General features: G+C 66.2%; 22 protein-coding genes and 1 tRNA gene. 6 read left to right on the top strand and 17 right to left on the bottom strand.

Translation table 11 applies throughout. From position 1 onward, the window contains the following. On the top strand, window positions 1–287 hold a 287-nt coding region (locus tag ABZ910_RS34815; protein ID WP_361373182.1), incomplete at its 5' end, for a transposase. A 252-nt stretch (window positions 288–539) separates the two neighbouring features. Here ABZ910_RS34815 and ABZ910_RS34810 read toward each other — a convergent pair. The 3 genes from ABZ910_RS34810 to ABZ910_RS34800 all read right to left on the bottom strand — a co-directional run bounded on the left by ABZ910_RS34810 (window position 540) and on the right by ABZ910_RS34800 (window position 3,192). Further along, window positions 540–1,505, bottom strand: a complete 966-nt coding sequence (locus tag ABZ910_RS34810; RefSeq protein WP_361373180.1) for a DUF5926 family protein — start codon at window positions 1,503–1,505, stop codon at window positions 540–542. 159 nt (window positions 1,506–1,664) lie between these two features. Continuing rightward, window positions 1,665–2,303, bottom strand: coding sequence for an ATP-binding protein (locus ABZ910_RS34805; RefSeq protein WP_361373178.1), 639 nt, complete (start codon window positions 2,301–2,303; stop codon window positions 1,665–1,667). Window positions 2,304–2,364: 61 nt separating this feature from the next. Then, the gene (locus ABZ910_RS34800; protein ID WP_361373176.1) at window positions 2,365–3,192 is read right to left on the bottom strand and encodes a glycerophosphodiester phosphodiesterase; all 828 of its coding nucleotides are present in this window, start codon (window positions 3,190–3,192) and stop codon (window positions 2,365–2,367) included. A gap of 287 nt (window positions 3,193–3,479) precedes the next feature. Here ABZ910_RS34800 and ABZ910_RS34795 point away from each other — a divergent pair, with 287 nt between their 5' ends. Both ABZ910_RS34795 and ABZ910_RS34790 read left to right on the top strand, forming a co-directional pair. Continuing rightward, window positions 3,480–4,925: a trypsin-like peptidase domain-containing protein gene (locus ABZ910_RS34795; RefSeq protein WP_361373174.1), complete on the top strand. Its 1,446-nt coding sequence runs from the start codon at window positions 3,480–3,482 to the stop codon at window positions 4,923–4,925. A gap of 60 nt (window positions 4,926–4,985) precedes the next feature. Further along, window positions 4,986–5,072, top strand: a tRNA-Ser gene (locus ABZ910_RS34790). A 186-nt stretch (window positions 5,073–5,258) separates the two neighbouring features. Here ABZ910_RS34790 and ABZ910_RS34785 read toward each other — a convergent pair. The 9 genes from ABZ910_RS34785 to ABZ910_RS34745 form a co-directional block, all read right to left on the bottom strand. Then, window positions 5,259–5,627 carry an HNH endonuclease signature motif containing protein gene (locus ABZ910_RS34785; protein ID WP_361373186.1) on the bottom strand — a complete coding sequence of 123 codons (369 nt, stop codon included), beginning with the start codon at window positions 5,625–5,627 and terminating at the stop codon, window positions 5,259–5,261. A gap of 498 nt (window positions 5,628–6,125) precedes the next feature. Continuing rightward, window positions 6,126–7,520 carry a site-specific integrase gene (locus tag ABZ910_RS34780; protein WP_361373172.1) on the bottom strand — a complete coding sequence of 465 codons (1,395 nt, stop codon included), beginning with the start codon at window positions 7,518–7,520 and terminating at the stop codon, window positions 6,126–6,128. Then, a complete protein-coding gene (locus ABZ910_RS34775) occupies window positions 7,514–7,720 on the bottom strand; it encodes a helix-turn-helix domain-containing protein (RefSeq protein WP_361373170.1) in 207 nt (68 codons plus the stop codon). Before ABZ910_RS34775 ends, ABZ910_RS34780 begins: the two co-directional genes overlap by 7 nt. Next, window positions 7,717–9,204 carry a replication initiator gene (locus ABZ910_RS34770; protein ID WP_361373168.1) on the bottom strand — a complete coding sequence of 496 codons (1,488 nt, stop codon included), beginning with the start codon at window positions 9,202–9,204 and terminating at the stop codon, window positions 7,717–7,719. The genes ABZ910_RS34775 and ABZ910_RS34770 overlap by 4 nt, the downstream gene beginning before the upstream one ends. Before the next feature lie 136 nt (window positions 9,205–9,340). Next, complete coding sequence (locus tag ABZ910_RS34765; RefSeq protein WP_361373166.1) at window positions 9,341–10,096, bottom strand: DUF2637 domain-containing protein; 756 nt, start codon at window positions 10,094–10,096, stop codon at window positions 9,341–9,343. Between the two features lie 49 nt (window positions 10,097–10,145). Beyond that, window positions 10,146–10,325: a hypothetical protein gene (locus tag ABZ910_RS34760; RefSeq protein ID WP_361373164.1), complete on the bottom strand. Its 180-nt coding sequence runs from the start codon at window positions 10,323–10,325 to the stop codon at window positions 10,146–10,148. Window positions 10,326–10,341: 16 nt separating this feature from the next. Next, window positions 10,342–11,754, bottom strand: coding sequence for a cell division protein FtsK (locus ABZ910_RS34755; protein WP_361373162.1), 1,413 nt, complete (start codon window positions 11,752–11,754; stop codon window positions 10,342–10,344). Next, window positions 11,751–11,963, bottom strand: a complete 213-nt coding sequence (locus ABZ910_RS34750) for a hypothetical protein (protein ID WP_361373160.1) — start codon at window positions 11,961–11,963, stop codon at window positions 11,751–11,753. Before ABZ910_RS34750 ends, ABZ910_RS34755 begins: the two co-directional genes overlap by 4 nt. Continuing rightward, window positions 11,960–12,316 carry a hypothetical protein gene (locus ABZ910_RS34745; protein WP_361373158.1) on the bottom strand — a complete coding sequence of 119 codons (357 nt, stop codon included), beginning with the start codon at window positions 12,314–12,316 and terminating at the stop codon, window positions 11,960–11,962. Before ABZ910_RS34745 ends, ABZ910_RS34750 begins: the two co-directional genes overlap by 4 nt. 188 nt (window positions 12,317–12,504) lie before the next feature. Here ABZ910_RS34745 and ABZ910_RS34740 point away from each other — a divergent pair, with 188 nt between their 5' ends. After that, window positions 12,505–12,909, top strand: a complete 405-nt coding sequence (locus ABZ910_RS34740) for a GntR family transcriptional regulator (RefSeq protein WP_361373156.1) — start codon at window positions 12,505–12,507, stop codon at window positions 12,907–12,909. On the opposite strand, the gene ABZ910_RS34735 is transcribed toward ABZ910_RS34740, so the two are convergent. From ABZ910_RS34735 to ABZ910_RS34720, 4 genes are all read right to left on the bottom strand, one after another. Further along, window positions 12,890–13,063 carry a hypothetical protein gene (locus ABZ910_RS34735; RefSeq protein ID WP_361373154.1) on the bottom strand — a complete coding sequence of 58 codons (174 nt, stop codon included), beginning with the start codon at window positions 13,061–13,063 and terminating at the stop codon, window positions 12,890–12,892. The two genes, ABZ910_RS34740 and ABZ910_RS34735, sit on opposite strands and share 20 nt — an antisense overlap. A gap of 999 nt (window positions 13,064–14,062) precedes the next feature. After that, window positions 14,063–14,899 carry a protein kinase gene (locus tag ABZ910_RS34730; protein ID WP_361373152.1) on the bottom strand — a complete coding sequence of 279 codons (837 nt, stop codon included), beginning with the start codon at window positions 14,897–14,899 and terminating at the stop codon, window positions 14,063–14,065. A 70-nt stretch (window positions 14,900–14,969) separates the two neighbouring features. Further along, the gene (locus ABZ910_RS34725) at window positions 14,970–15,413 is read right to left on the bottom strand and encodes a hypothetical protein (protein ID WP_361373150.1); all 444 of its coding nucleotides are present in this window, start codon (window positions 15,411–15,413) and stop codon (window positions 14,970–14,972) included. 253 nt (window positions 15,414–15,666) lie between these two features. Then, window positions 15,667–15,909, bottom strand: a complete 243-nt coding sequence (locus tag ABZ910_RS34720) for a hypothetical protein (RefSeq protein ID WP_361373184.1) — start codon at window positions 15,907–15,909, stop codon at window positions 15,667–15,669. Between the two features lie 107 nt (window positions 15,910–16,016). On the opposite strand from ABZ910_RS34720, the gene ABZ910_RS34715 reads away from it, so the two are divergent. Together ABZ910_RS34715 and ABZ910_RS34710 are read left to right on the top strand one after the other, a co-directional pair. Continuing rightward, a complete protein-coding gene (locus tag ABZ910_RS34715; RefSeq protein WP_361373148.1) occupies window positions 16,017–16,760 on the top strand; it encodes a helix-turn-helix domain-containing protein in 744 nt (247 codons plus the stop codon). A 2-nt stretch (window positions 16,761–16,762) separates the two neighbouring features. Beyond that, entirely contained in the window at window positions 16,763–17,233 is a 471-nt protein-coding gene (locus ABZ910_RS34710) for an NUDIX domain-containing protein (RefSeq protein ID WP_361373146.1), read from the top strand. A 182-nt stretch (window positions 17,234–17,415) separates the two neighbouring features. Here ABZ910_RS34710 and ABZ910_RS34705 read toward each other — a convergent pair whose 3' ends face one another. After that, a complete protein-coding gene (locus ABZ910_RS34705; RefSeq protein ID WP_361373144.1) occupies window positions 17,416–20,199 on the bottom strand; it encodes a restriction endonuclease in 2,784 nt (927 codons plus the stop codon). Window positions 20,200–20,444: the final 245 nt, after the last annotated feature.

Here is a 20,444-nt window from a genome sequence, read left to right as displayed (position 1 = left end):
GGCCCAGACACCGGCCCGACGCGCTGCTTGCCGACCGCGGCTACGACCACGACAAGTACCGGCGACTGCTGTGGCAGCGCGGTATCCGCCCGGTCATTGCCGAACGAGGCGTGGAGCACGGCTCTGGCCTGGGCATCTTCCGTTGGGTGGTCGAGCGCACCATCGCCTGGCTACACGGATTTCGCCGCCTGCGGATTCGATGGGAGCGACGTGACGACATGCATGAGGCCTTCCTCGGCCTCGCGACCTGCCTGATCACCCACCGACATGTCCAACGCCTTTGTTAGGAGCTCTAAGCGCTGTGCCCGGGTGGCGCACATGAAAAGACCCGGTTGCTGGCGACGGGGGATGCACCAGCAACCGGGCTATTGGAACCGTAACAAGAGATCCGCGGTTCGCAAATTCGATCTCGGTCACAACTCGGCTATTCAGACACGGACTTGGCCGGCCGGGCGCCAGCTGTGACAGGTGTCACCCGGATCGGCGGCGCCGCTGAAGCTGACCGGCCGGTCAGCTTCAGCCCGTGCGCTCCGCGCCCGTCAGCTGAGCGTGACCTGCCGGTTGGTCAGGCCGCCGCGGGCCCGGCGCTCCTCGGCGGTCAGCGGCGCGTCCGAGGCCAGGGCGGCGGTGAGGCGCTCCGCGAACTCGGCGGCGGGCTTCTCCATGTCCTCGGCGGTGACGCCGCTCGGCAGGTCCCAGACCGGCACGGTGAGCCCGTGAGCACGGAAGGAACCGACCAGACGGGTCCCCTCGCCGAGGCTCGACCGGCCCGCCGCGTGCAGCCGGGCCAGAGCGTCCAGAAGCTGCTCCTCCGGGTACGGCATGACCCAGCGCAGGTGGTTCTTCTCCGGGGTCTCGCACCAGTACGCGGCGTCGACGCCGATCAGCCTCACCGTGGGGATGGCCGCGGCGTTGGCCCGCTCCAGGGAGGCGGACACCTCCGGCGTGGTGTTCTCCGTGTCCGGGATCCAGAACTCGAAGCCGCTGTGCACCGCAGGCTCGAACGTGGCGTCGGGGTCGAGGAGGTCCTGCAGTCGCGGACCGTCGGCCGGGGCGCGGCGGCCCTTTACCGGCGTGCCGGGCTCCGCGGTGAGCGCGCGCCGGAGCGTGTCGGCGAGGTCGCGGCTGATGTCGCCGGACGCCGTGTCGTTCTGCAGGCCCAGCAGGACCGAGCCGTCGTCGCGGCGCAGGGCCGGCCAGGCCATCGGCAGCACCGTGGCGAGCGTGACCGAGGGGACGTCCTCGGGCAGGCCGTCCTTGAGGGTCAGTTCGGCCGTGGCGGCGGGCACCAGTTCGCGCAGCGCCACCCAGTCGCCCTCGCCGGGCAGGCCCTCGAAGGGGCGCTGGACCAGCTCGGTCGCGGCGTGCGCGGCGGCCCGGCCGTGGCAGGCCTTGTAGCGGCGGCCGCTGCCGCAGGGGCAGGGCTCGCGGGCGCCGACCACCGGGATCTCGGCGTCGCTGAGCTGCGGGCGCTCGGCCTTCGTCTGGGGGCGCTTCTTGGCCATCGTGGGTGTCTCCCGGTTACGGCTCGTCTCGTACGGGCGGGAGCCTAGCCGTTCACGCCTCGGCCGACGGGGACCTGTGGACAACGTGAACGCGCGGTCGACGGAAAACCCGTCGGCGGACGCATGACCACGGACCACGCGGCCCGTGCCGCCCGCTCCTCAGTCCAGGCCGTCGAACACGCCCCCGAAGTCCAGGTCGGCCAGCGCCGGGAACGCGGGTGCGACGACGCGCGTGGCGAAGCCGCGAGGGTGGTCTCCGGCATCGGGGTCGTGCACGTCCGCGTGGACGACGACCCACACCGTGACCTCGCCCCGGGCGTCGTCCCGCACGCCCCAGTCGTCGGCCAGTGCCGTGATGATGTTCAGCCCCCGGCCGCCGTGCGCGGTGACCGACGGGGTGGCCGGAGCCGGGCGGGTCGGACCGCCCCCGTCCGTGACCTCGACGATGAGCCGGCCGCGCGGGTCCACGCGCCACGCGGCCCGGACGTCGCCGTCCCCGGCCAGCGCGTCGCCCAGCGGGCGGCCGTGTTTGCACGCATTGCTCAGTAGTTCCGAAAGGATCAGTACGGCATCGTCGATGACCGATTCCGGCACGCCGCCGCCGCGCAGCTGAGCGCGCATCCGGCGCCTTGCCTCCCCCACGCCCGCAGGGCCATGGGGTACAGCCATGCTCGACGACGTGGGCACCTCCTGTGCCACCACCAACGCCACCCCCGAGACCTCCTTCTCCCCACGCCACGGTGTGGATGCCCCATCGGTCGGCGTTGGAAACCGGCCAGTCGCGTTCCGGTGACGCACTCGACACGTTCGAACACGTACCGAACGCGCCGGAGCACTCCCTGTGAGGGAGTGCTTGCGTTCAGCGGCCGAGCCGGTGCAGTACCGCGCGCGGGCGGTTGGTGATGATGGCGTCGACGCCCAGTTCGGCGCAGAGATCGATGTCCTCGGGCTCGTTCACGGTCCACACGTGCACCTGGTGACCGGCTCGTTTCAGCCGCTCGACGTATGCCGGGTGGTTGCGCACGATCCGGATCGAGGGGCCCGCGATCCGTACACCGGCGGGCAGCCGGCCGTCGCGCAGCCGGGGCGAGACGAACTGCATCAGGTAGACCGTCGGCAGCGTCGGCGAGGCCGCCTGCACCCGGTGCAGCGAGCGCGCCGAGAAGCTCATGATCCGGACCGGCGACTCGTCGGCGGAGGCGGTGGCGTCGAGCCCGAACCGCTTCAGGAGCGTCAGCAGCCGCTCCTCCACCTGTCCGGCCCAGCGCGTGGGATGTTTCGTCTCGATGGCCAGTTCCACCCGCCGCCCGGCGTCCGCGACCAGCTCCAGCAGCCGCTCCAGGGTGAGGACGGAGGTGTCCGCGCGGTCCGCCGGATGGAATTCCCAGTCGGGCTCCTCGTCCCGGCCGCGCCAGGTCTCGCGCGTCTTCCAGGCGCCGAAGTCCAGGGCGGCCAGCTCGGCGAGCTCCAGGGCCGACACCGCGCCCCGGCCGTTGGACGTACGGTTGACGCGCCGGTCGTGCACACAGACGAGATGGCCGTCCGCGGTCAGCCGTACGTCGCACTCGAGGGCGTCCGCACCGTCCTCGATCGCCTTCCGGTACGCGGCGAGAGTGTGCTCGGGGGCGTCATCCGAGGCTCCCCGGTGGGCGACCACCTGGATGTGGTGCTGTCGTGCGTGGGTCACCGCGTCATGGTCCCACCGCGACGGGGTACGTGGGGCGGCACGGGCTCGTCCATGGTCGAACGGAGACATGGTCACCGGTCCGGAAATGAATTTTTGTCGGAAAAGCACTATGTAAAGAATGTCCCCGGACCCACAGCCACCGCTTATGGTGCTCTGACGGCCCGTGGGAAAAGCTGAGCTGAGACAAAAGCACATCCACCACTGAATCGCGCCGAACCGCGCGCGAGCGTGAATGGGCGTGAGCGAGTGCGACCGAGAACAACAGCCGTGGATCGAGGAGAAGAGCTGTGAGCACCGAGAACGAGGGCGCCGCGGTACCCCCGGCCCCGTCCGCACCTCCCGTGCCGGTGGCATCTCCTGCCGCTCCCCCGCAGGCCGCCGCACCCGACCAAGGCGCGCCGACGGCCCCGATCCCGCCGGTCCCCGCGGGCGCGCCGGCGTCCGCCGCGCAGGACTCCGCCGGACCGTCCGACGGGCCGCACGCCGCCGGCCCCGCCCCGGACGGCTCCTGGCCGCCCCCGCCCCCCGTCACGCCGTCCTACGCGGACGGCGGCGGTGCGGGCGCCGGCTGGGGCGCGTCGTACCAGCAGCAGCCCGCGCCGAAGCCCGGCGGCGGCCGGGGCGGACTGGTCGCCGCGGTCCTGGTGGCCGCGCTGGTGGCCGGCGGCCTGGGCGGCGGCCTCGGCTACACCCTGGCCCGGGACAACGACAGCAGCGGTTCGACCACCGTCTCCGCCTCCGACACCGGCGCCTCGCAGATCAAGCGCGACCCGGGCACCATCGCGGGCGTCGCCTCCAAGGCGCTGCCCAGCACGGTCACCATCGAGGCCGAGTCCACCAGCGGCGAGGGCGGCACCGGCACCGGTTTCGTCTTCGACACCCAGGGCCACATCGTCACCAACAACCACGTGGTGGCGGACGCCGTCGACGGCGGCAAGCTGACCGCGACCTTCCCCGACGGCAGGAAGTACGACGCCGAGATCGTCGGCCACGCCCAGGGCTACGACGTCGCGGTCATCAAGCTCAAGAACGCCCCCTCGAACCTCAAGCCGCTCGCCCTCGGCAACTCCGACAAGGTGGCGGTCGGCGACGAGACGATCGCGATCGGCGCCCCGTTCGGCCTGTCCAACACGGTGACGACCGGCATCATCAGCGCCAAGAACCGCCCGGTCGCCTCCAGCGACGGCAGCGCGTCCAGCAAGGCGTCCTACATGAGCGCCCTGCAGACCGACGCCTCCATCAACCCGGGCAACTCCGGCGGCCCGCTGCTCGACGCCAACGGGTCCGTGATCGGCATCAACTCCGCGATCCAGTCCAGCAGTAGCGGCGGCCTGGGCGGCTCCGGCCAGTCCGGCTCGATCGGCCTCGGCTTCGCCATCCCGATCAACCAGGCCAAGTACGTCGCCCAGCAGCTGATCAAGACCGGCAAGCCGGTCTACGCCAAGATCGGCGCGTCCGTCTCCCTGGAGGACTCCTCGAACGGCGCGACGATCACCGACCAGGGCGCGGGCGGCTCCGCCGCGGTCGAGTCGGGCGGCCCGGCAGCCCAGGCGGGCCTCAAGCCCGGCGACGTCATCACCAGGCTCGACGACCGGGTGATCGACAGCGGCCCCACCCTGATCGGCGAGATCTGGACCCACAAGCCGGGCGACAAGCTCACGGTCACCTACAAGCGCGGCGGCCAGGAGCACACCACCCAACTCACCCTGGGCTCCCGCGTCGGCGACAGCTGAGCCGCACGCGCGCGTGCCCACCCGTTACTCTTGTCCCGCGTCGCCGATCAGGTGACGCGGGGAGGCGTGCCCGAGCGGCCGAAGGGAACGGTCTTGAAAACCGTCGTGGCAGCGATGTCACCGTGGGTTCAAATCCCACCGCCTCCGCACAGGCCGTAGATGTGCTGGTCAGAAGGGGTGCCTCTCGCTGAGGGGCACCCCTTCTGCATGGCCTTGTCTCACCTTGATCCGGCTCTGTCGCGTTGTGGATCACTGTGTGTGGACCAGGCGTGGACCAGATTGCTGGCCGCATCAGGTCTCTCACCAGGCGTTTTGAACCGTGGGACAGCTCGCCTACTGGCTGCGCGGGGACGCAGCTTGGTGGAGTCGCTGAGCGACTCCTCGAAGGAAAGCCCCGATTTCATGTCGGTCCCTGCCCCGGGTCTTGAGCGCATGGCAGTTGGGGCACAGGGCGATTGTGTTGCTGCCGTGATCTCGGCCGCCTTTCGCGTGCTCGACAACGTGATCGACCTCCAGGATGGGATCACCGTTGTCGGTGTAGCCGACGGGCTCAGGGTTCAGGCATCGCGGGTTCTCGCAGCGCCCCTTGGAGCGCTTCAGCACAGCTTTGCGCACGAGAGGATTGCGGACTCTGTGAACGGTGGTGCTTTCGGCACGCCTCTGATCGCGTCCCGTGCGCTCCCATTCCTCAGCCTGCCTCATCCACTTCGCGTACAGCTTGGCATCGCTTGGAACGCGAAGCCGACGCGGCTGGAACGGTAGGGCTACTAACTTGGAGGGAGCCAGCGGCTGTCCTAGCTGCCGAAAAGCTGTTGCTGATCTGGTGTTGCCCTCTCGGATCACCAGACGGTGGACTTCATCGATCAGCACGAGAGGCTTGGCCTGGTCTTCGCGTAGCCAGCGGTCGTACGTCGCGAGAAAGGCACGTGTCTTACCCGCGCCTGTGGCCATTTGGATCATGGCACGACTGGGGAAAGCTGGCTGACAGGCGCTTGAGGCTAACAGCAGGTCGTCTTGGGCGGGGCGGGGAGCGCTACCTATGGCCCATGGGGGCAGGCCCTCTGGGAAGCGGAAATCATCGGTCACAGGGTCATCACCTCGCGGTGACTGTGCCACGAGGGTCTGACATCCGTGGCGCACGCATGGGCGCCGCCCTGCCGAAGTGGGCAGAGCGGCGCCGTTGTTCGGTAGGAGGCGTGGTTACTGCTCGTCGGCATCGTCAAGAGCGCGCTCGATCTGTTCGTTCGAGCGCTGCTGGTTGCGGTGAATCGCCTTGGCGTAGAAGCGGAACAGGACCGCGATGCTGTGGCCTGCCCGGCGTGCAACCTCGGCCGGGGAGACGCCAGACTCGAGCCACAGCGACACGCCCGCGTGGCGGAGGGAGTAGGGCACGTCAGCCAGAGGCGAGGCCGCTTCAGACTCCGTCAGCATCGCGAGGCGGGCCGCCTTCCATACCTCCCCGTACTCCTTGGACAGGAGGTGGCCACCCTGGGCCGCACGGAACAGCCGGCCGTCGTCGGCGGTGCCGAACTCCTTGATGTGCTCACGGACCAGGCGCACGAGGACCGGCGGAATCGGCACCGGCCGGGTGGCCTTACGAGCCCGCTTCTTCAAGCCGCGTGTATCGAACGACTCGCCTGTGTCTGTCCATCCCGAGCCGACTCGGGGCATGCTCACGGAGAGCAGGACTTCACCCCAGCCCTCATCGGAGAGGGTGAAGTCGTCCTTACGGAGACTGACTGCCTCACCGGGGCGGTTGGCCGCGTAGTAGAGGCAGCCGAAGAACGCCTGAAGGTGTCGCCCCCGTTCGCCTTGCTCGCCGACCGCGTTGATCAGCGTCTTCGCCAACTTGGGGCCGGGGACGAACCGGAAGTCGATCTCGTCGTCGGTCTCGGGTGGGGTCCAGTCGACCTTGTTCAGGGGCAGGGTCGTCAACAACTCTCGCTCTACCGCGTACCGGAGGCAGTTGCTGAAGACAGTCCGCTTGCGGTTCACCGTGTTCTCGGCGGCGGCCGTGCCGTCCTGCTTGAGCGCCAGGGAGTCGAGCGCCGTACGGACCACTGCAGGAGCATTGAGATCGGTGACGTCCACGGACTTCCGACCGATCCAGTCCAGCGCTGCCACGATGTCGGCGGGCGGCTCCTCGACGTCGAGACGCGGCCTCAGCGTTCCGTCATCACCGAGGACGAATCGGTAGACCCATGAATAGAGCGCGATCCGGAGCACCTTCGGAGCCGGAGCGCCACGGTTGTCCTTGACCAGCTTCGGCGTGATGGTGGCGAGCGTGTCAGCGATGCTTGCGCGGTGCTTGGCCGAGGCGCCCAGCCACTTCATCTCGGCGTAGGCGCGGGTATGGGCGTACCAGGTAGAGGAGTTGAGCGCCTGGACCTCAGAGGCTGGCAGGCCGGTTTCCGTGTCGAACTGCTCGCGGTTGCGCAGGGCGGTCAGCAGCTCCGCGCGCCGGCCGTCGGCCTGGGCCTTGATCTTGTAGCTCTTGGAGAAGGGGCGGGGACCGACCCGCCAGCGGAGCTGGAAGGCCGCCGCACGGTTCGGCCGCTTGCGGATGCCCCAGATCTGAACGTCGTAGGTCAGCACGCTTCCTGCACCTCGCAGGAGTCGAACCATGCGTCAAGGTCGGCCCGGCGTATGCGGATCTGCCCATTGGGCAGCTTCAGGTGCCTAGGCGCCTGGCCCCGAGCGCGCATCCGGTAGAAGGCGGCGCGGGACACCCCGATCTCGTCCAGAGCTTCGACCAGCTTCAGCGTCTGCCTTCCGGTCTTGGTCGGAGTAGTCACAGCCAGGGCTCTCCTTCGGACTTGGTTTGTTCGGCAAGTGCGATGTCATGGCGGACTTGGGCGGCGAGGAGTTCTTCACCAGGGCGGTAGCCGCTGCTGAGGTAGGTCCAGGCGGAGGCGGTGACGAGGGTGGTGTTCTCGTCATTCACGGGGAGGCCGGTGCGGATGCGGTCGGCTTCGGCCTGGGCGACGCGCCAGGCGCGGCGTACGTCGCGGAGTGCGCCGAGCGTGGTCGAGTAGGCGCGCGACTTGGTGGAGAAGTGGCCGCGGAAGCCGAGCATGTGAGCCCACTTCCAGAGCTTGAGATCGGCGAACTCCGGCAGCTCTCCGAGGGCCCAGGCGGTGCGGATCATCTGCCTTACGTGTTGCTGAATGGGCAGGGCCTGGATGGCCTCGGCCTGTCCGGTGCCGTGACAGTTGGTACAGCCGACGGCGAGGGGGCCCGAGCCGCGTACGTACCCGCGTCCGGCGCAGGGGCGGCACAGGAGGGTGCGGTCCACGGTGCCCGCGCCTTCGGCGTTTTTTGTTGCGTACTTGGCGATGTACCCGGCGACTTTGGCGTCGGTGTACTCAGCGACCCTGGCATCAGTGAGTTCGCCGTCACCCAGAGCCCTGATGGGATCCACCTTGAACCTGCCGCCCCAGGCGATGACGCGTTCACCGATGGCATCGGACTCGACGATGAGACGTGCGCGCTCGACGGCCAGGCCCACGGCGACGCGGAGAGCGTCGAAGGTGGCCCAGTGCGGGGGTGGTGTGGTGTGGCCGTCGGGTCCGTCGAAGCGGATTACGGCGTGGAAGTGGACCAGGCCGCGCTTCTGGTACTCGGCGACCTTGGCGAAGGAGACGCGTAGTGCGGCGTTCAGCTCCTTCTGCGTCATGCCGAGGTGCTTGGCCAGGGCACGGCGCAGGTAGGTGGTGAAGCGTGCCCACAACTGTCCGGCGTGGGCGTTCCACAGCACGGCGCCGGTGTAGTCGTAGTTGGCCGGGTCCTGCGGCGTGCCCAACGCCGGGTCATCCTCAGCGTGGTGGGCACCGCAGGCGCAGGGGCGGGGCTTGCCCGCAGCGTCTGTCTTGCGGTTGTGGACGGGGCCGAAAGAAGGGGCGGTGAGGGTGACGAAGGCGCGGGGGTGGTCGCGGACGGTTTCCGCGACGTTCTTGCCTCCGGACAGTCCGGCCTTGATGAGGTGGTAGGTGTCGGCGGCGTAGACACGAGAACAGGCAGGGCACCGGGTGGAGCGACGGTTGCCGCAGGTGGTCAACAGCCGTCCGGAGGGTTCGTCTTCGGAACGGTAGGAGCGGACCACTTCCTTGGTGGTCTGGTCGGTGGTGAGGGTCCAGCCGTGGAGGTTGACGGGGCTGGTGCAGCCGCGCAGGTCGCGGACCTGTTCGGTGACGCGGTCGAAGTCGTGGGTGTTGGCCAGTTCGATCAGGTCCCGCATGCCAGGGCTGATCACGTGGCGCAGGTCGAGGGGGCGGCGCATGGGTGGCGGGGTCTCCTTTCTGGCGTGAGGGTGGGCCTGCAGGCAGCAGCGATTCAGTGCGCTCGGGCTGCTGCCCGCAGGCATGACAGGTCGGCCCCAGGGGCGGGGACGGTGGGAAGTGCAGGAAGGTGCGGCTCTACAGAACTGCGTGGAGGGCGGTGGCCATGAGCAGGCCGATGCCGAGCCGCCTCTTGAGCTGGGCCGCCGTGATGGGTTCGCCGTGCTCGGTGTGGTGGGACGCGGCGATGGAGCGTGCTTCTCTCAGCAGAGGCTCGGGCACCTTGACCGCAGGTGTTGGCGCAGGCGTTGCGCGGGCCGCGACGGCGAGCGGAGCGATCGGGGCCGCGGTAGGGCCTGCTTCGGCTGTGGCGGGCGGAGCAGGAACCCGGTCGGCTTCCGGATCGCTGGAGGCCGGAGCAGGGGCTTTGGCCGGTTCCGTACCGGCATCCGTGGCAGGGGCGGGGGCGGGGGCGGGGGCGGGGGCGTTGGTGGCGACCGCGTGGAAGGAGCGCAGGAGCTGTGGGCCGACCGCTCCCCAGCCGAGCAGGAGCAGGGGTGCCACGGCGTCGACGGCAGCGCGGCCGTAGCGTCCGGCGGCGATGGGTTCTGCGATGTTGAGAGCCAAAGTCAGCAGCCCGGAGAAGTGCATGAGCCGGGTGGCGGCCTTCATGTGCTGGCGTGGGACTCCGCGCAGGGATAGGTAGCGCAGGGCGACTAGGAGCCCGACCACGGAGAGATCGACCATGGGGGCGATCAGCGGTGCGATGGGGGCGGGGACGCCCAAGCGCAGAGCCAGGGCCCAGACGTTGCCGAAGGAGAAGACGAACGCCAGGAGGGCGATGATGCCCATGACCACGGTCACGGTGCGCTGGGTGATCCGGTCCTCAGACATTGGGTGTTCACCTCCTTTCGTAGGTGAAGGGGCGTTGGCCGCCAGGTGGTCAGTGCTTTCGGCCTATGATCTTGGCCGCGTTGGGTCCGAGGTACGTTTCGAGAAGTCGACGTTCCTTGCCGTTGGCGGTGCGGAAGGCGGCGATGCCGATTGCTGAGACGTCTGCCCAGCGCTGTTCGCGGGCGGCTTGCCGCATGGCGCGGACGGCCTTTCGGATGTGGGGGCGCATCTGTCCTCCCTATGGGTCAGGCCGCGAGCGGCGTGGAGCCGTCGTTGTCCGGGTCGGTCTTGGTGAGGTCGACGGTGGGGAGCAGGTCGGCCGGGTGGGCGGTCAGGTGGGCGGTCTTGTGCGCGATCTCGGCTGCCCACTCGTCCGGCACGTACGGGGTGCGGATTCGGGTGAAGCCGGGCTGAGACTGGTGGTTCATCGAGGCAACGCCGACATAGGTCGGGTCCTGAAGGTTGATCGGGTTGGCATCGGGCCAGTCCCGGATCTCCTCGCCGAGGGCCGCCACGGCAGCTTCGGCGGTCTTCTGCGCGAAACTCAGGCCCACGGGGCACACATCGCGGATGAAGGTAGGGATGGCGTCGCCTGTGCTCTTCTGCGTAGCGAGGATGACGAGCAGCCCCACGGAGCGGCCCTTCTTCACGAGGTCCTCCACCAGCCGGGCGTTCTCGGAGGCGAGGGCGGCGAGCTTCTTGGTCTTGGGGTCGCTGCCCTTGTGGTCGCGGAAGTAGGTGTGCGCCTCATCGATGATCAACACCACCAGGGGCCACTTCTCGGACGGACCCACGTCCCACATGGACTTCGCACCCAGTACTTCGCGTACCAAGGTCGAGCGCACTCGCCGTAGGTCCACCAGCCGGCGGAACAGCTTGTTGGCCCCCTCCAGGTCATCCCCGACGAACGCGAACATGCGCTGTACCCAGTCGGCGTAGTCGCCCTCGTACGCGGCGGACACCTTGCCGTCCGCACAGGCGAACTGCACGCACGGAGAGGGCGCCCAGTCCGACAGAAGCCGGTTGATCAGAGAGGTCTTGCCGTAGCCGGGCAGGCCCGCCACGGTCACGCCTGGCACCTGCGTGAGGTCGACGGACACCGGCTGTGCGTATTCGTCCAGACCCAGGTCCCACTGGGCGGCCTTCTCCGGCACCTCGCCCGTGGGACGGTGCTCGGTGGGGAACTTCAGCGGATCGAGCCGCACGCCACGGATGACGACATGACCGGGCTTGTCCTGGGTCACAGCGACACGCGTACACATCCAGGCGTCCGCCAGATGCGGGGCCGCCTTCTGGTACTGCTCCAGGCCGACCCCAGGCAGGCAGCCCGCCCGCGCGATCACCCCGTACGCGTCATGCGTGACCTTCAGCGCGGGCACCAGGACGCGGGACTTGATGGGCTTGCCGTCCGCGTTCGCCAGCGAGGCCAGCGCGGTGGGCGTCTTGTCCGTGGCGGACAGCTTGAGCATCAGCGCGAGCCGCTTCCAGGTCCGCCGAATGCGTATGGCCTGCCGGATGGACTGGCGGGTCATGGCATCGGCACGCAGATAGCGGATCACCCACCACACCGACCAGCCCACCAGCACGGTCAGCATCGCGCCGACTACCAGAGGTCCGTAGCCGAAGGCTCCTTCGGTCGGATCGTTGAAATCCTTCATGTGTCCCTCTCCTGCGGGTTGTAGAGGAAGGCCGTGAGGGCCGATTCGAGAGCCGCCCGGTCAGCCGAGGCGGTAAGGCGGGGGAAGCCGTAGCCGACGAGCACGGCCGCCATGGAGTTCACGAGGGACTTGCTGAGCCGGGTATCCGGCCCGGCGTGAGGCAGCGGGTAGTTGCGCTCAGCGCCGGACCGGAAAGCGTTGCCGCTCACGCCGCCTCAGCGGTCGGAGCCGGGGTGAGCAGGTCGAGGCGGTCGACGCGGTAGGCGATGCCGTCCGAGAGCTGGCCGTTGAAGATCCGGGCCCACGGGGTGGCGAACAGCTCTACAGGCATGACCGGCATACCGGGCTTGAGGCCGTTGGGGAGACCCGTCTCCGGAACGGTGATCTTCAAGGCCTCGGCGCGGTCCTCCTCCATGAAGAAGAGGGTGATCGTCATCAGCCTTGCGCCGGTTTCGCGGTCGGTCGCGAACTGCGTCTTCTCCGCGTCCGCGTACTTCGGCACCGGCAGGGTGCCGACCATGAACGAAGCGGTCGGGAGCAGGCCAACACGGATACGAGCCATGGGTGTTACGTCCCTTCGGAAGGGCTTCGCCGAGGTGGCGAAGCGAGATCAACAGTGCACTACGTGAACTAGGTGCGTCAAGCGCCTAGCGCACCTAGTTCAAGGGGTGAGCTAGTGCAGGTCGGGCAGGGGTCTGCTGCGTCAGGGTCTTACTGCGCGAGGTGGGCTAAGCCCGCTACCCTCGGGCTATGAAGCTGCCCAAGGACTCCGACACTCCGCCGTACCGCCTGGTCGCCGAGGAGCTGCGGCGGCAGATTCGCTCCGGGCGCCTCAAGCCGGGCGAACGGGTCCCTTCGTCGCGCGACCTCGAAGCGAGCTACGAAATCGCGAACATGACCGCGCGGTCTGCGCTGCGCGTGCTGCGCGATGAAGGGTTGATCTACTCCATGCCCGGGCGGGGCAACTTCGTCGCCGATCCCTTGCCCTCAGGGGTCGACTCAAAGGCCGGCGCCCCTGAGGCGGGAGGCAGCGAACGAATGCCCACGGCGGAATACATCGAGCTGTCCGAACGGCTGGATGCCATAAACGCCAGACTCGACACCTTGTTGCAGGTCTTCCAACAGCTCAGTGGAGCTAGCGGGTCGAAGAAGTAGCGGGACCCTTTTCGGCGACCCGACGCATCAATTCCTCCAGTCGCGTCACCTTCTCTTCCACCTCCTTGAGTCGCGCCGCAATGCGTGCTGCCTCGTTCTCGTTCATATCCACCCGTTCGTAGCTGTGCCGTTGTTGCGTGCTGCGTTCAGCCAACCGCCGAGGGTCCGCCTGAAGACGTGTCCAGCGGTCCTTGCGGTTGTTGGGCTAGGTCTACCGGCCGAACCGGACACGTACGGGGCTCGGGGCGCGGCGCTCCCTCCGGGCGGGCGAGAACCTTCCTTCGCGTTCCGCCAGGCGGCCCCGTGTCGCCTCCGTGCGCTCACGTCACTCGTCCTTCCAGTCGTCGGCCAGGGCGGTAAGCCCTGACCAACCCCGCAACGGCATCCTGCAACCCCCGGCCTGTGGATAAATTCCGGCGACCACCAGAGCAAACACTCATGAATGCTGACCTATCGGACCTATAGCGGCATGGGAGCCGACGAGCGGGTGGGAAGACGGGCCAGCGCATGGCCGTGCGACCGGCCAGGAGCCCAATGCGCCGGAGCTGTTCAGAGTTTCTTTACTGGATCAAGGCGGCCCGCCTGCGGCGGCCCGCGCGCGCTGGCGGCCAAGGGCCGCCGCCGCTCCTTGTCTCCGCCACCGCTCCGGCGGCCCCCACCCGCTCAGCGCGCAGCCCGACCAAGGCGGACAACCAGACCAGGAAGCAACTCGACGGCTCCGAGCACCAGGACCAGGCCGACGCCCACCAAGCGCGACCACGCAGCCCAACCGCCCACTGCTCCCGGCCACGTGGCTCGTATAGCCGCAGTCCCAGCCCAGTTGCTCTGCCATGTCGGAAACGCCCAGGTCCGGATCGAGGTACGGCCCGTGACGTTGGAAGAAGCGTGGCTGAGGCCGGCGGGTGGTTGCTGGAAACACACGTGACGGGTACTCGTTCGGCGCTCCCGCCGTCGTGGCTGACTTTCGGTGGCTCAGGTCAGGACCCCTCTCGAACTCGACAACTCAAGGCCGAGGTTTGCAGCAGTGCCCGCATCCGAGCACGCCAACCACCCCGGTACCATCGGCACCGGGGTCCTGGTTAGGGATTCCTCGACCGGACCACCCGGAATGCTGTCCAGGCTGAGGGGTGGTCCGGTCTTTTTCTATTGAGGGTCAGCTCAGGGCCTTGCCCACCTCGTAGATGGTCGGCCGGTCCTCCGGGGCGTGGCTGAGCATTGCGTCGATCAACTCGCCCAGCTCACCGGGCACCTTCACAGGACGACGGTTGCCGTTCGCCACGGCCTCTCTCTGGACGGGGCGCGGAGCGTCGTCCGGGTACTCGACCGCTCGCCAGCCAGTGGCGGAGATGAGGAGGGAGGCGCCGAGCGCGTAGATGTCGGCTTCCTGGGTCGGCTCGGCCTGTCCAGTCGTGAGCACGCTGCGCGCGATCTCCGGGGCCTCGTAGTGGACGAGGCAGCCGCGGAACGGGAAGTCGTACCCCTGGGGCACATACCCACCTCGGGCAAGGGCGAGGTCGATGAGATGCGTCCGTTCCGGCCCGATGATGAAGTGGGCGGGCTGTACGTCACCGTGGGCCCAGCCCTTGGCGTGGAGTTCGGCCAGCGCCTCGACACAGCCCAAAGCTGCGCTGGTGTGCGGTTCGACGGACGAATCCCGGCTACGGCACGGCTCCCACAGTTGGTACAGGCTCGGCCCTTCGTGCCACGGCTGGAAGTTCCACGTTCCGTGCTCCCACTCGCCGTACGCGAAGTCATCGAAGCCGAGGCGGTGCAGCACGACGCCCTCTCTTGCGGGCGCGAGCGCGGTCCAGGGCTGGGCGGACCAGTCGGCAGTGGCTTCGATCGGGTAGCCGACCTTCACGGCGTGGCGGCCCCGATTGCCTTCGACCTCCCAGACCACGGAGCCCCGGCGGTTCACAACCAGGCGCTGCGTCTTGGGCATCAGCGCATCGAGCACCACGAAGGGCAGCTCAGGGGGTGACCCGGACACCGTCTCTTCTCCTTCCGGGCGAGCGCGGCCGACCGCGAAACGAGGCCGGCCGCGTCGCTGCTGTCGTGTGCTACGCCTGACCGTAGGGGCGGCCGCAGTCCGAGTCGCACTGTGCGAGGTTTGTGCCGTCCACGGTCCAGAGGTCGTCGAAGACCATGAACCCGGCCGCCTTCATTGCACGCGCCGAGGTGATGACCTTCTCCGGTTCGCGGGGCCCGCCGCCGGGCTTCGGGTTGTGGTGCAGGAAGCGGCCGGCGTACCGGTCGCACAGCCTCGCGTACTCCTTCGTGTGCAGGATGAGCGCGTGCAGGCCGAGGTCCACATCGTCCGACGGGACCATGGGGACGGTGGCCGTGGCTGCGGTGACCAGGAAGGCCACCGCCTGGTCCGCGATCCGTTCGGCACGCTCGGGCGCCTGTCCGTTGTGGACGACCACGAAGTGGGCGAGGCTGTCGAACAGCTCCTCACCAGCCACCGCGCGACCGGTCTTCTGATCGTTCACCGTTGCCGTCATGCGACTGCTCCTCGTGTGTGGCGGTGCATGGCACTTACCGCCCGCATCGGTCACCGAGCCGTGGCTCACGGGTGACGAGGACGCGGGACATGGATGGCCGAGCCCGAACGGGAAGGGGGCGCCAAGGAACTGACACCCGCCCGGGGACAGCCGGTCTACTGGCGGATGCCGAGAGTCATTCCGATCACCAGGCCGCACGACCCGCTGATCATGATGATGAACAGGACCCCCGCATACCGGCCGATGACGCGCGTCATAGCCCAACCCGACTGTTGCCGTTCCTGGCCGCCAGACGTGCGCTCAGCTCCTCCCGCGCACTGGGCGCCACCACGTTGTCCGGCACTGCATCCCACTCCCGGCCGCCGCCGATCGGCCGTATCTGCACACGGCCGCCGACCTCGCCCATGACGACGCCGATTCGTCCCCTGGCACTGTCCTTCGCCAGTTCACCGATGCCTGGCCTGGTCTGCTGGTTGCTCGCCATGGACACGAGCATCCTGCCGCTCATCGGGACGTTAGAACCTCCGACAAACCCCACTTCGGGACGTCCCGCGTCGGGTAGAACGTCCCTAGTGCCGTCCCCGGGTGTTAGGAGAGATTGGGATGCCGAACGAGAGATTACGTGCTGCCATGGCGGCCGGCGGTTGGACGTACGCCGCCCTCGCGGACAAGGTCGAAGTCGATCCCAAGTCCGTCGAACGGTGGGTCAATCTGGACCGTACGCCGCGCCGTGCCACGGCCATGCGGGCAGCGGAAACGCTAGGAGAAGACGTGCACGCTCTATGGCCAGCGCTCCGGCAGGCACGCCCCGCCCGCGCCGTCAGTCCGGAACTTGTGGCTCTCTACGACCAGCGCGCGGACATCCCCGTATCCACCTTCGTGGACATGCTGACCCAGGCCCGCGAGCAGATCGACGTGCTCGTGTACGCCGCTGTCTTCTTGCACGAGGCGTACCCGAGACTCAACGAGCTCTTGAAGGAGCGAGCGGCTGAGGGCTGCGCAGTCCGCATTGCACTCGGCGACGCGGACAGCTCAAACGTCCAGCAGCGTGGCGAGGAAGAGAAGTTTGGCCACGGGATCCAGTCCCGTTGCCGCCTCGCCCTGATGCACTATCGCCCCCTTGTCGGGGTCTCTGGCATCGAGGTGCGGACCCATGCCACCACGCTCTACAACTCGATTTACCGGGCCGATGATCAGACGTTGGTCAACGCCCATGTCTGGGGCGTGAACGCCTACGGTGCCCCTGTCTGGCACCTGCGCCGAAGTGGCGAAGGCGGCATGTTCGACACGTACGCTGACAGCTTCGCTGCGGTGTGGGCGACCGCAACGCCAGTCCAAGAAGGGTGAGCATGGCACGGACCGAGTACTACGACGACCCGGCGGCACCTGAGCCGAACAGCTTGGTGGTCGCCGCGTCCGCCGTGGTCACCGACAACGAGGGGCGCGTTCTCCTTCAGCGCCGACGGGATAATGATCTTTGGGCGCTACCTGGTGGCGGCATGGAGATGACCGACTCACTCCCGGGAACGGCTGTCCGCGAGGTGAAGGAGGAAACGGGTCTGGACGTGGAGATCACCGGGCTCGTGGGCACGTACACCGACCCTCGCCACATCATCGCCTACTCGGACGGCGAGGTGCGCAGGCAGTTCAACGTCTGCTTCACCGCTCGTGTGGTCGGCGGCCGGCTCGCGATTTCGGACGAGTCCACGGAGCTGCGGTTCGTCCAGCCGGACGAGATCGATCAACTGCCGATGCACCATACGCAGTTGCTCCGGATCCGGCACTTCCTTGAGCACCGTGATCGGCCCTATCTCGGCTGACCTTGTAAGCGCCGCGGCAACAGTGCTGCTGGCCCGTCAGCCGAGTGCGCCAATTTACTGGTGTGCCTACTCGTCGACCAGCCGAGCTAGCCGGATTCCGCCCGCGAGTGAGCGGGCAGAAATAGTTCTTCTCAGCCGTCTGAAAGGGGGGAACTGTTCCTGCTCATCGGAAGGATACCGGTTTAGAACAAACGAGACGGTCCTTCCTCGTCCGTGGACGGGTCAAACGCACGCGCACGCAAAACTGGCACACCTGCCCTCTTGGCCCAAGATCGAAAGTCCTTTCCTACTTTCCATATAGTGGATTCTCCCCACGTTACACCGATGGTGTTCTGAACCGCGAGGCCCAGATGGTAGTTGCTCACCTGAGGGTCTTCGCGGATTAGGTTTAGTGCCTGCGTGCCGCCAGGAACTCCTTGCAGGGCACTCAGAATTCTTACCGCGATTACTTTTCCTGAACTATCAACGACATCGTCCGCGATATGGATATCGCCGTTCAATTGCCGCGCGAGCTTCAGCGTCAGAAGTTCGGTCACTGCTCGACGCTGATGTCGCGGGAGCGAGCTATATTGGCGGGCTGTCATTGGGTTGCTGGATAGCCGCTCAAGAAGATCAAAAGCGCTTTTCGGTGTCCGGAGAGTGAAAGACTCACCATTTCTGCTCTGTGCACGCCCTCCTCGCAGAGTAACTGCTGGCACGTAACCGTCCGGGGGGACCTGAAGCTGGTCGTTGTCCATGATTGCCAGCCCAGCATAGTGAAACCACATCGCAAAGGAGCGGGCATACTCCAACCAGGATTTTGGTTGGGCTTCCACGGCAGGAAAAACATTTGTCAGTTCCCGTGAGTACATGGACAAAGTGACCCTGTCGCCATGACGCTCAGCAAGCCCGAGGAACGCCGAGTAGGCTCTATTTCTCCTCAACGCGGAAGCGACTCGTCGTCGCATTTCTGCTTCAATATCGACCGCATGAAGGACTTCATCCAGCAACTTCACTCGGTTTGACTCATACGCTGTCAATCCGAACAGGCGAGGCTCGCGGGAGCGATTGTAGATGACCTTGGTGCTTACATTAAGTTCGTCAGAAAGGTCGCTGACGGAAGCATCCCCGCCTGATGCGAGGACGGCATAGAGTAGCTCGGCCACAGCGCGCGGGCTCTGGCGGACGATGTACGAGTCCTCAATCGGGACTCGGCCTGTATTTAGGAAGTCCCTGAAGGTATCCCAGTATGTATCCAGCTTTCCAGCCAGGGCAACTACCAGCCGCGAGTCGAGGAGCGATTGGATGGCATTACCGTTATATCGCTCTGTGACTTCAATGGCGGATACTGGGGCGAATCTTGCAATGTGGCGAATTGCCTCGTTTTCGACAGGAGATAGACCTGAAAGGTCAGAGTCGAATAGGCTTTGCACATTCAAGGCCTCGCTGACTAACTGTTCCTGACTCTTCTGTCGGGCCTGCAGCTCGCGAATGATGTGCCCGCTCAGTTTCTTGAAAAGCCAGGGGAGGCCTTGAGAGTACTCTCTAAGTCTCTGCCGCAGATCGCGAGATAGGGAAGTGCCGAGTTTTTTCTCTAGGCGACGGAGCAGGGTATCGATCTCGCGTGCCCTCATAGGGCCTACAGAAATAAAGGTGCTGCTGTTTCGGATTTCGTCGCGAAGTCTGAATGGGTGTGATTCTGTCCAGGCTACAAGGTCAGTTTTCCATGCGAAGCCGACAAGGGTCGGGATCTCTGAATCGCGCACCATTAGCGTCAGATCCCTAAACTCTTGTGTCATGCGTTCATCTTGAAATACGTTCTCAAACTGATCGAAGAAGACTAGGAAAGGCTTGGTCTGATCCGTCCACTTTGCTCTTTGCAGGGTCCATATGGAACTAGCCAAACTCGCCCACGAGCAGTCTCCAGGCAGCTCAAGTATGTCCAATGCTTCTGCTTCATTGGCGGCCACTCGAAGTACTTCGCTGATGAAGCGCGCCGATGTAGCGGTTCGACTGTCAACAACAATGGCGTAGCCGCCCCGATTCTCCACAATCTTCTTGAGCTGCAGGGCGAGTGAACTTTTTCCCCAGCCGGACTGGGCGTTCAGGACGAGGGACCCCTTGTGTTGATTAATAAACGTCTCTAGATCCTGGACTGCGGATCCCCGGCCTACGAAATATTCAGGCGATGCCGGCAGTTGGTACTCGAAATCCTCCGAGCTGCCCCTAACTCGCACAATTGTTGGAAGGGTGTCTTCTTCGTGAGTTATGGGAGTGGCGCGTGTTCCCTCGCTCCGTGTCGTTCGGATGGTAAGACCCGTCGCGTAGGGGTCCCCTTCCAGTAGTTCGATAACTGGATCAGGAACACCTTTTGCTTCAGTGGACCAGACAACGACGGAGTCCGCACGATGTGTTTCTTGGTCTAGAGATTTGGCGCAGCTGTAAATGCCGTACTCGGTAATGATCACTGCCGGGTCGCTAAAAAGATTCGCGGCAGCGGCCTGGCTTCCCTCAGGTGTGTCTGCTATCAGGTCTCTATTCTTGAGAAGGTCGACCACGTCTTTGACATTGAAGTATCTGAAAAGTTTATCCTTGGCCATCGCCTTTCTTGCCACCTCTTCACCTTCCGCGACCAATCGCGGCAGCGCGAAGAAGTATCCGAATACATTGTCGTCCTCCTCGTATCGCGCCAGCTGCAATTTTCCGAGAAAAGATGTGCATGCCTGTGCGCGAACGTTGGACGTGTAGGCCTTACATTCGACTACTGCCTTTTGGCGTGTGATCGAGTTCGTGGCGCTGATGTCAATTTCAATGCCGTCGGAATGCACATTCAGGTTGCTTGTCGTGGGCGCCTCATAGCCGTACTCGTGCAAGAGCAGCGCAACAAAGTTCTCGAAGAGATGCCCTTTGGCGTTATTGCGGGCGGCGACCGTGTCCCCTGCGGCGAGGACCAGCACCTGATGATCTTGTACGGCAAGGCGCTCCATTGCATCAGGGTAGCTCCGGGGTGTGACATCAGGGACGGTATCGACATAACTGGAGTAGCCGACATCGGCCGCCTGTTGACGTGCCGGCGTACACAGACCCGACCACGTGACTCCTGGCTTCTTGGGCGGCTTGAATCGAGGGGCGAATGGCTAGAGATCTTCAACGGCTGAGGTTACGGCGGTTGGAGGTCGAGCCCGGTCTTGGCGATGAGGCCCTCGATGAGGTGGGGCCGGTACTGCATCCG

The organism is Streptomyces sp. NPDC046805, assembly GCF_040645355.1.
Classification (GTDB): domain Bacteria; phylum Actinomycetota; class Actinomycetes; order Streptomycetales; family Streptomycetaceae; genus Streptomyces.
Note: the sequence above shows the minus strand (reverse complement) of the source record. Positions and strands in the feature narration are given on the sequence as shown.

Excerpts from the sequence above, each read along its gene's own strand:
- ABZ910_RS34810 (WP_361373180.1), bottom strand. The coding sequence starts at position 1,505 with ATGGCCAAGAAGCGCCCCCAGACGAAGGCCGAGCGCCCGCAGCTCAGC.
- ABZ910_RS34715 (WP_361373148.1), top strand. The coding sequence starts at position 16,017 with ATGCCGAACGAGAGATTACGTGCTGCCATGGCGGCCGGCGGTTGGACG.
- ABZ910_RS34765 (WP_361373166.1), bottom strand. The coding sequence starts at position 10,096 with ATGTCTGAGGACCGGATCACCCAGCGCACCGTGACCGTGGTCATGGGC.
- ABZ910_RS34770 (WP_361373168.1), bottom strand. The coding sequence starts at position 9,204 with ATGCGCCGCCCCCTCGACCTGCGCCACGTGATCAGCCCTGGCATGCGG.
- ABZ910_RS34760 (WP_361373164.1), bottom strand. The coding sequence starts at position 10,325 with ATGCGCCCCCACATCCGAAAGGCCGTCCGCGCCATGCGGCAAGCCGCC.
- ABZ910_RS34705 (WP_361373144.1), bottom strand. The coding sequence starts at position 20,199 with ATGGAGCGCCTTGCCGTACAAGATCATCAGGTGCTGGTCCTCGCCGCA.
- ABZ910_RS34785 (WP_361373186.1), bottom strand. The coding sequence starts at position 5,627 with ATGAGGCAGGCTGAGGAATGGGAGCGCACGGGACGCGATCAGAGGCGT.
- ABZ910_RS34725 (WP_361373150.1), bottom strand. The coding sequence starts at position 15,413 with ATGACGGCAACGGTGAACGATCAGAAGACCGGTCGCGCGGTGGCTGGT.
- ABZ910_RS34720 (WP_361373184.1), bottom strand. The coding sequence starts at position 15,909 with ATGCTCGTGTCCATGGCGAGCAACCAGCAGACCAGGCCAGGCATCGGT.
- ABZ910_RS34740 (WP_361373156.1), top strand. The coding sequence starts at position 12,505 with ATGAAGCTGCCCAAGGACTCCGACACTCCGCCGTACCGCCTGGTCGCC.
- ABZ910_RS34710 (WP_361373146.1), top strand. The coding sequence starts at position 16,763 with ATGGCACGGACCGAGTACTACGACGACCCGGCGGCACCTGAGCCGAAC.
- ABZ910_RS34745 (WP_361373158.1), bottom strand. The coding sequence starts at position 12,316 with ATGGCTCGTATCCGTGTTGGCCTGCTCCCGACCGCTTCGTTCATGGTC.
- ABZ910_RS34755 (WP_361373162.1), bottom strand. The coding sequence starts at position 11,754 with ATGAAGGATTTCAACGATCCGACCGAAGGAGCCTTCGGCTACGGACCT.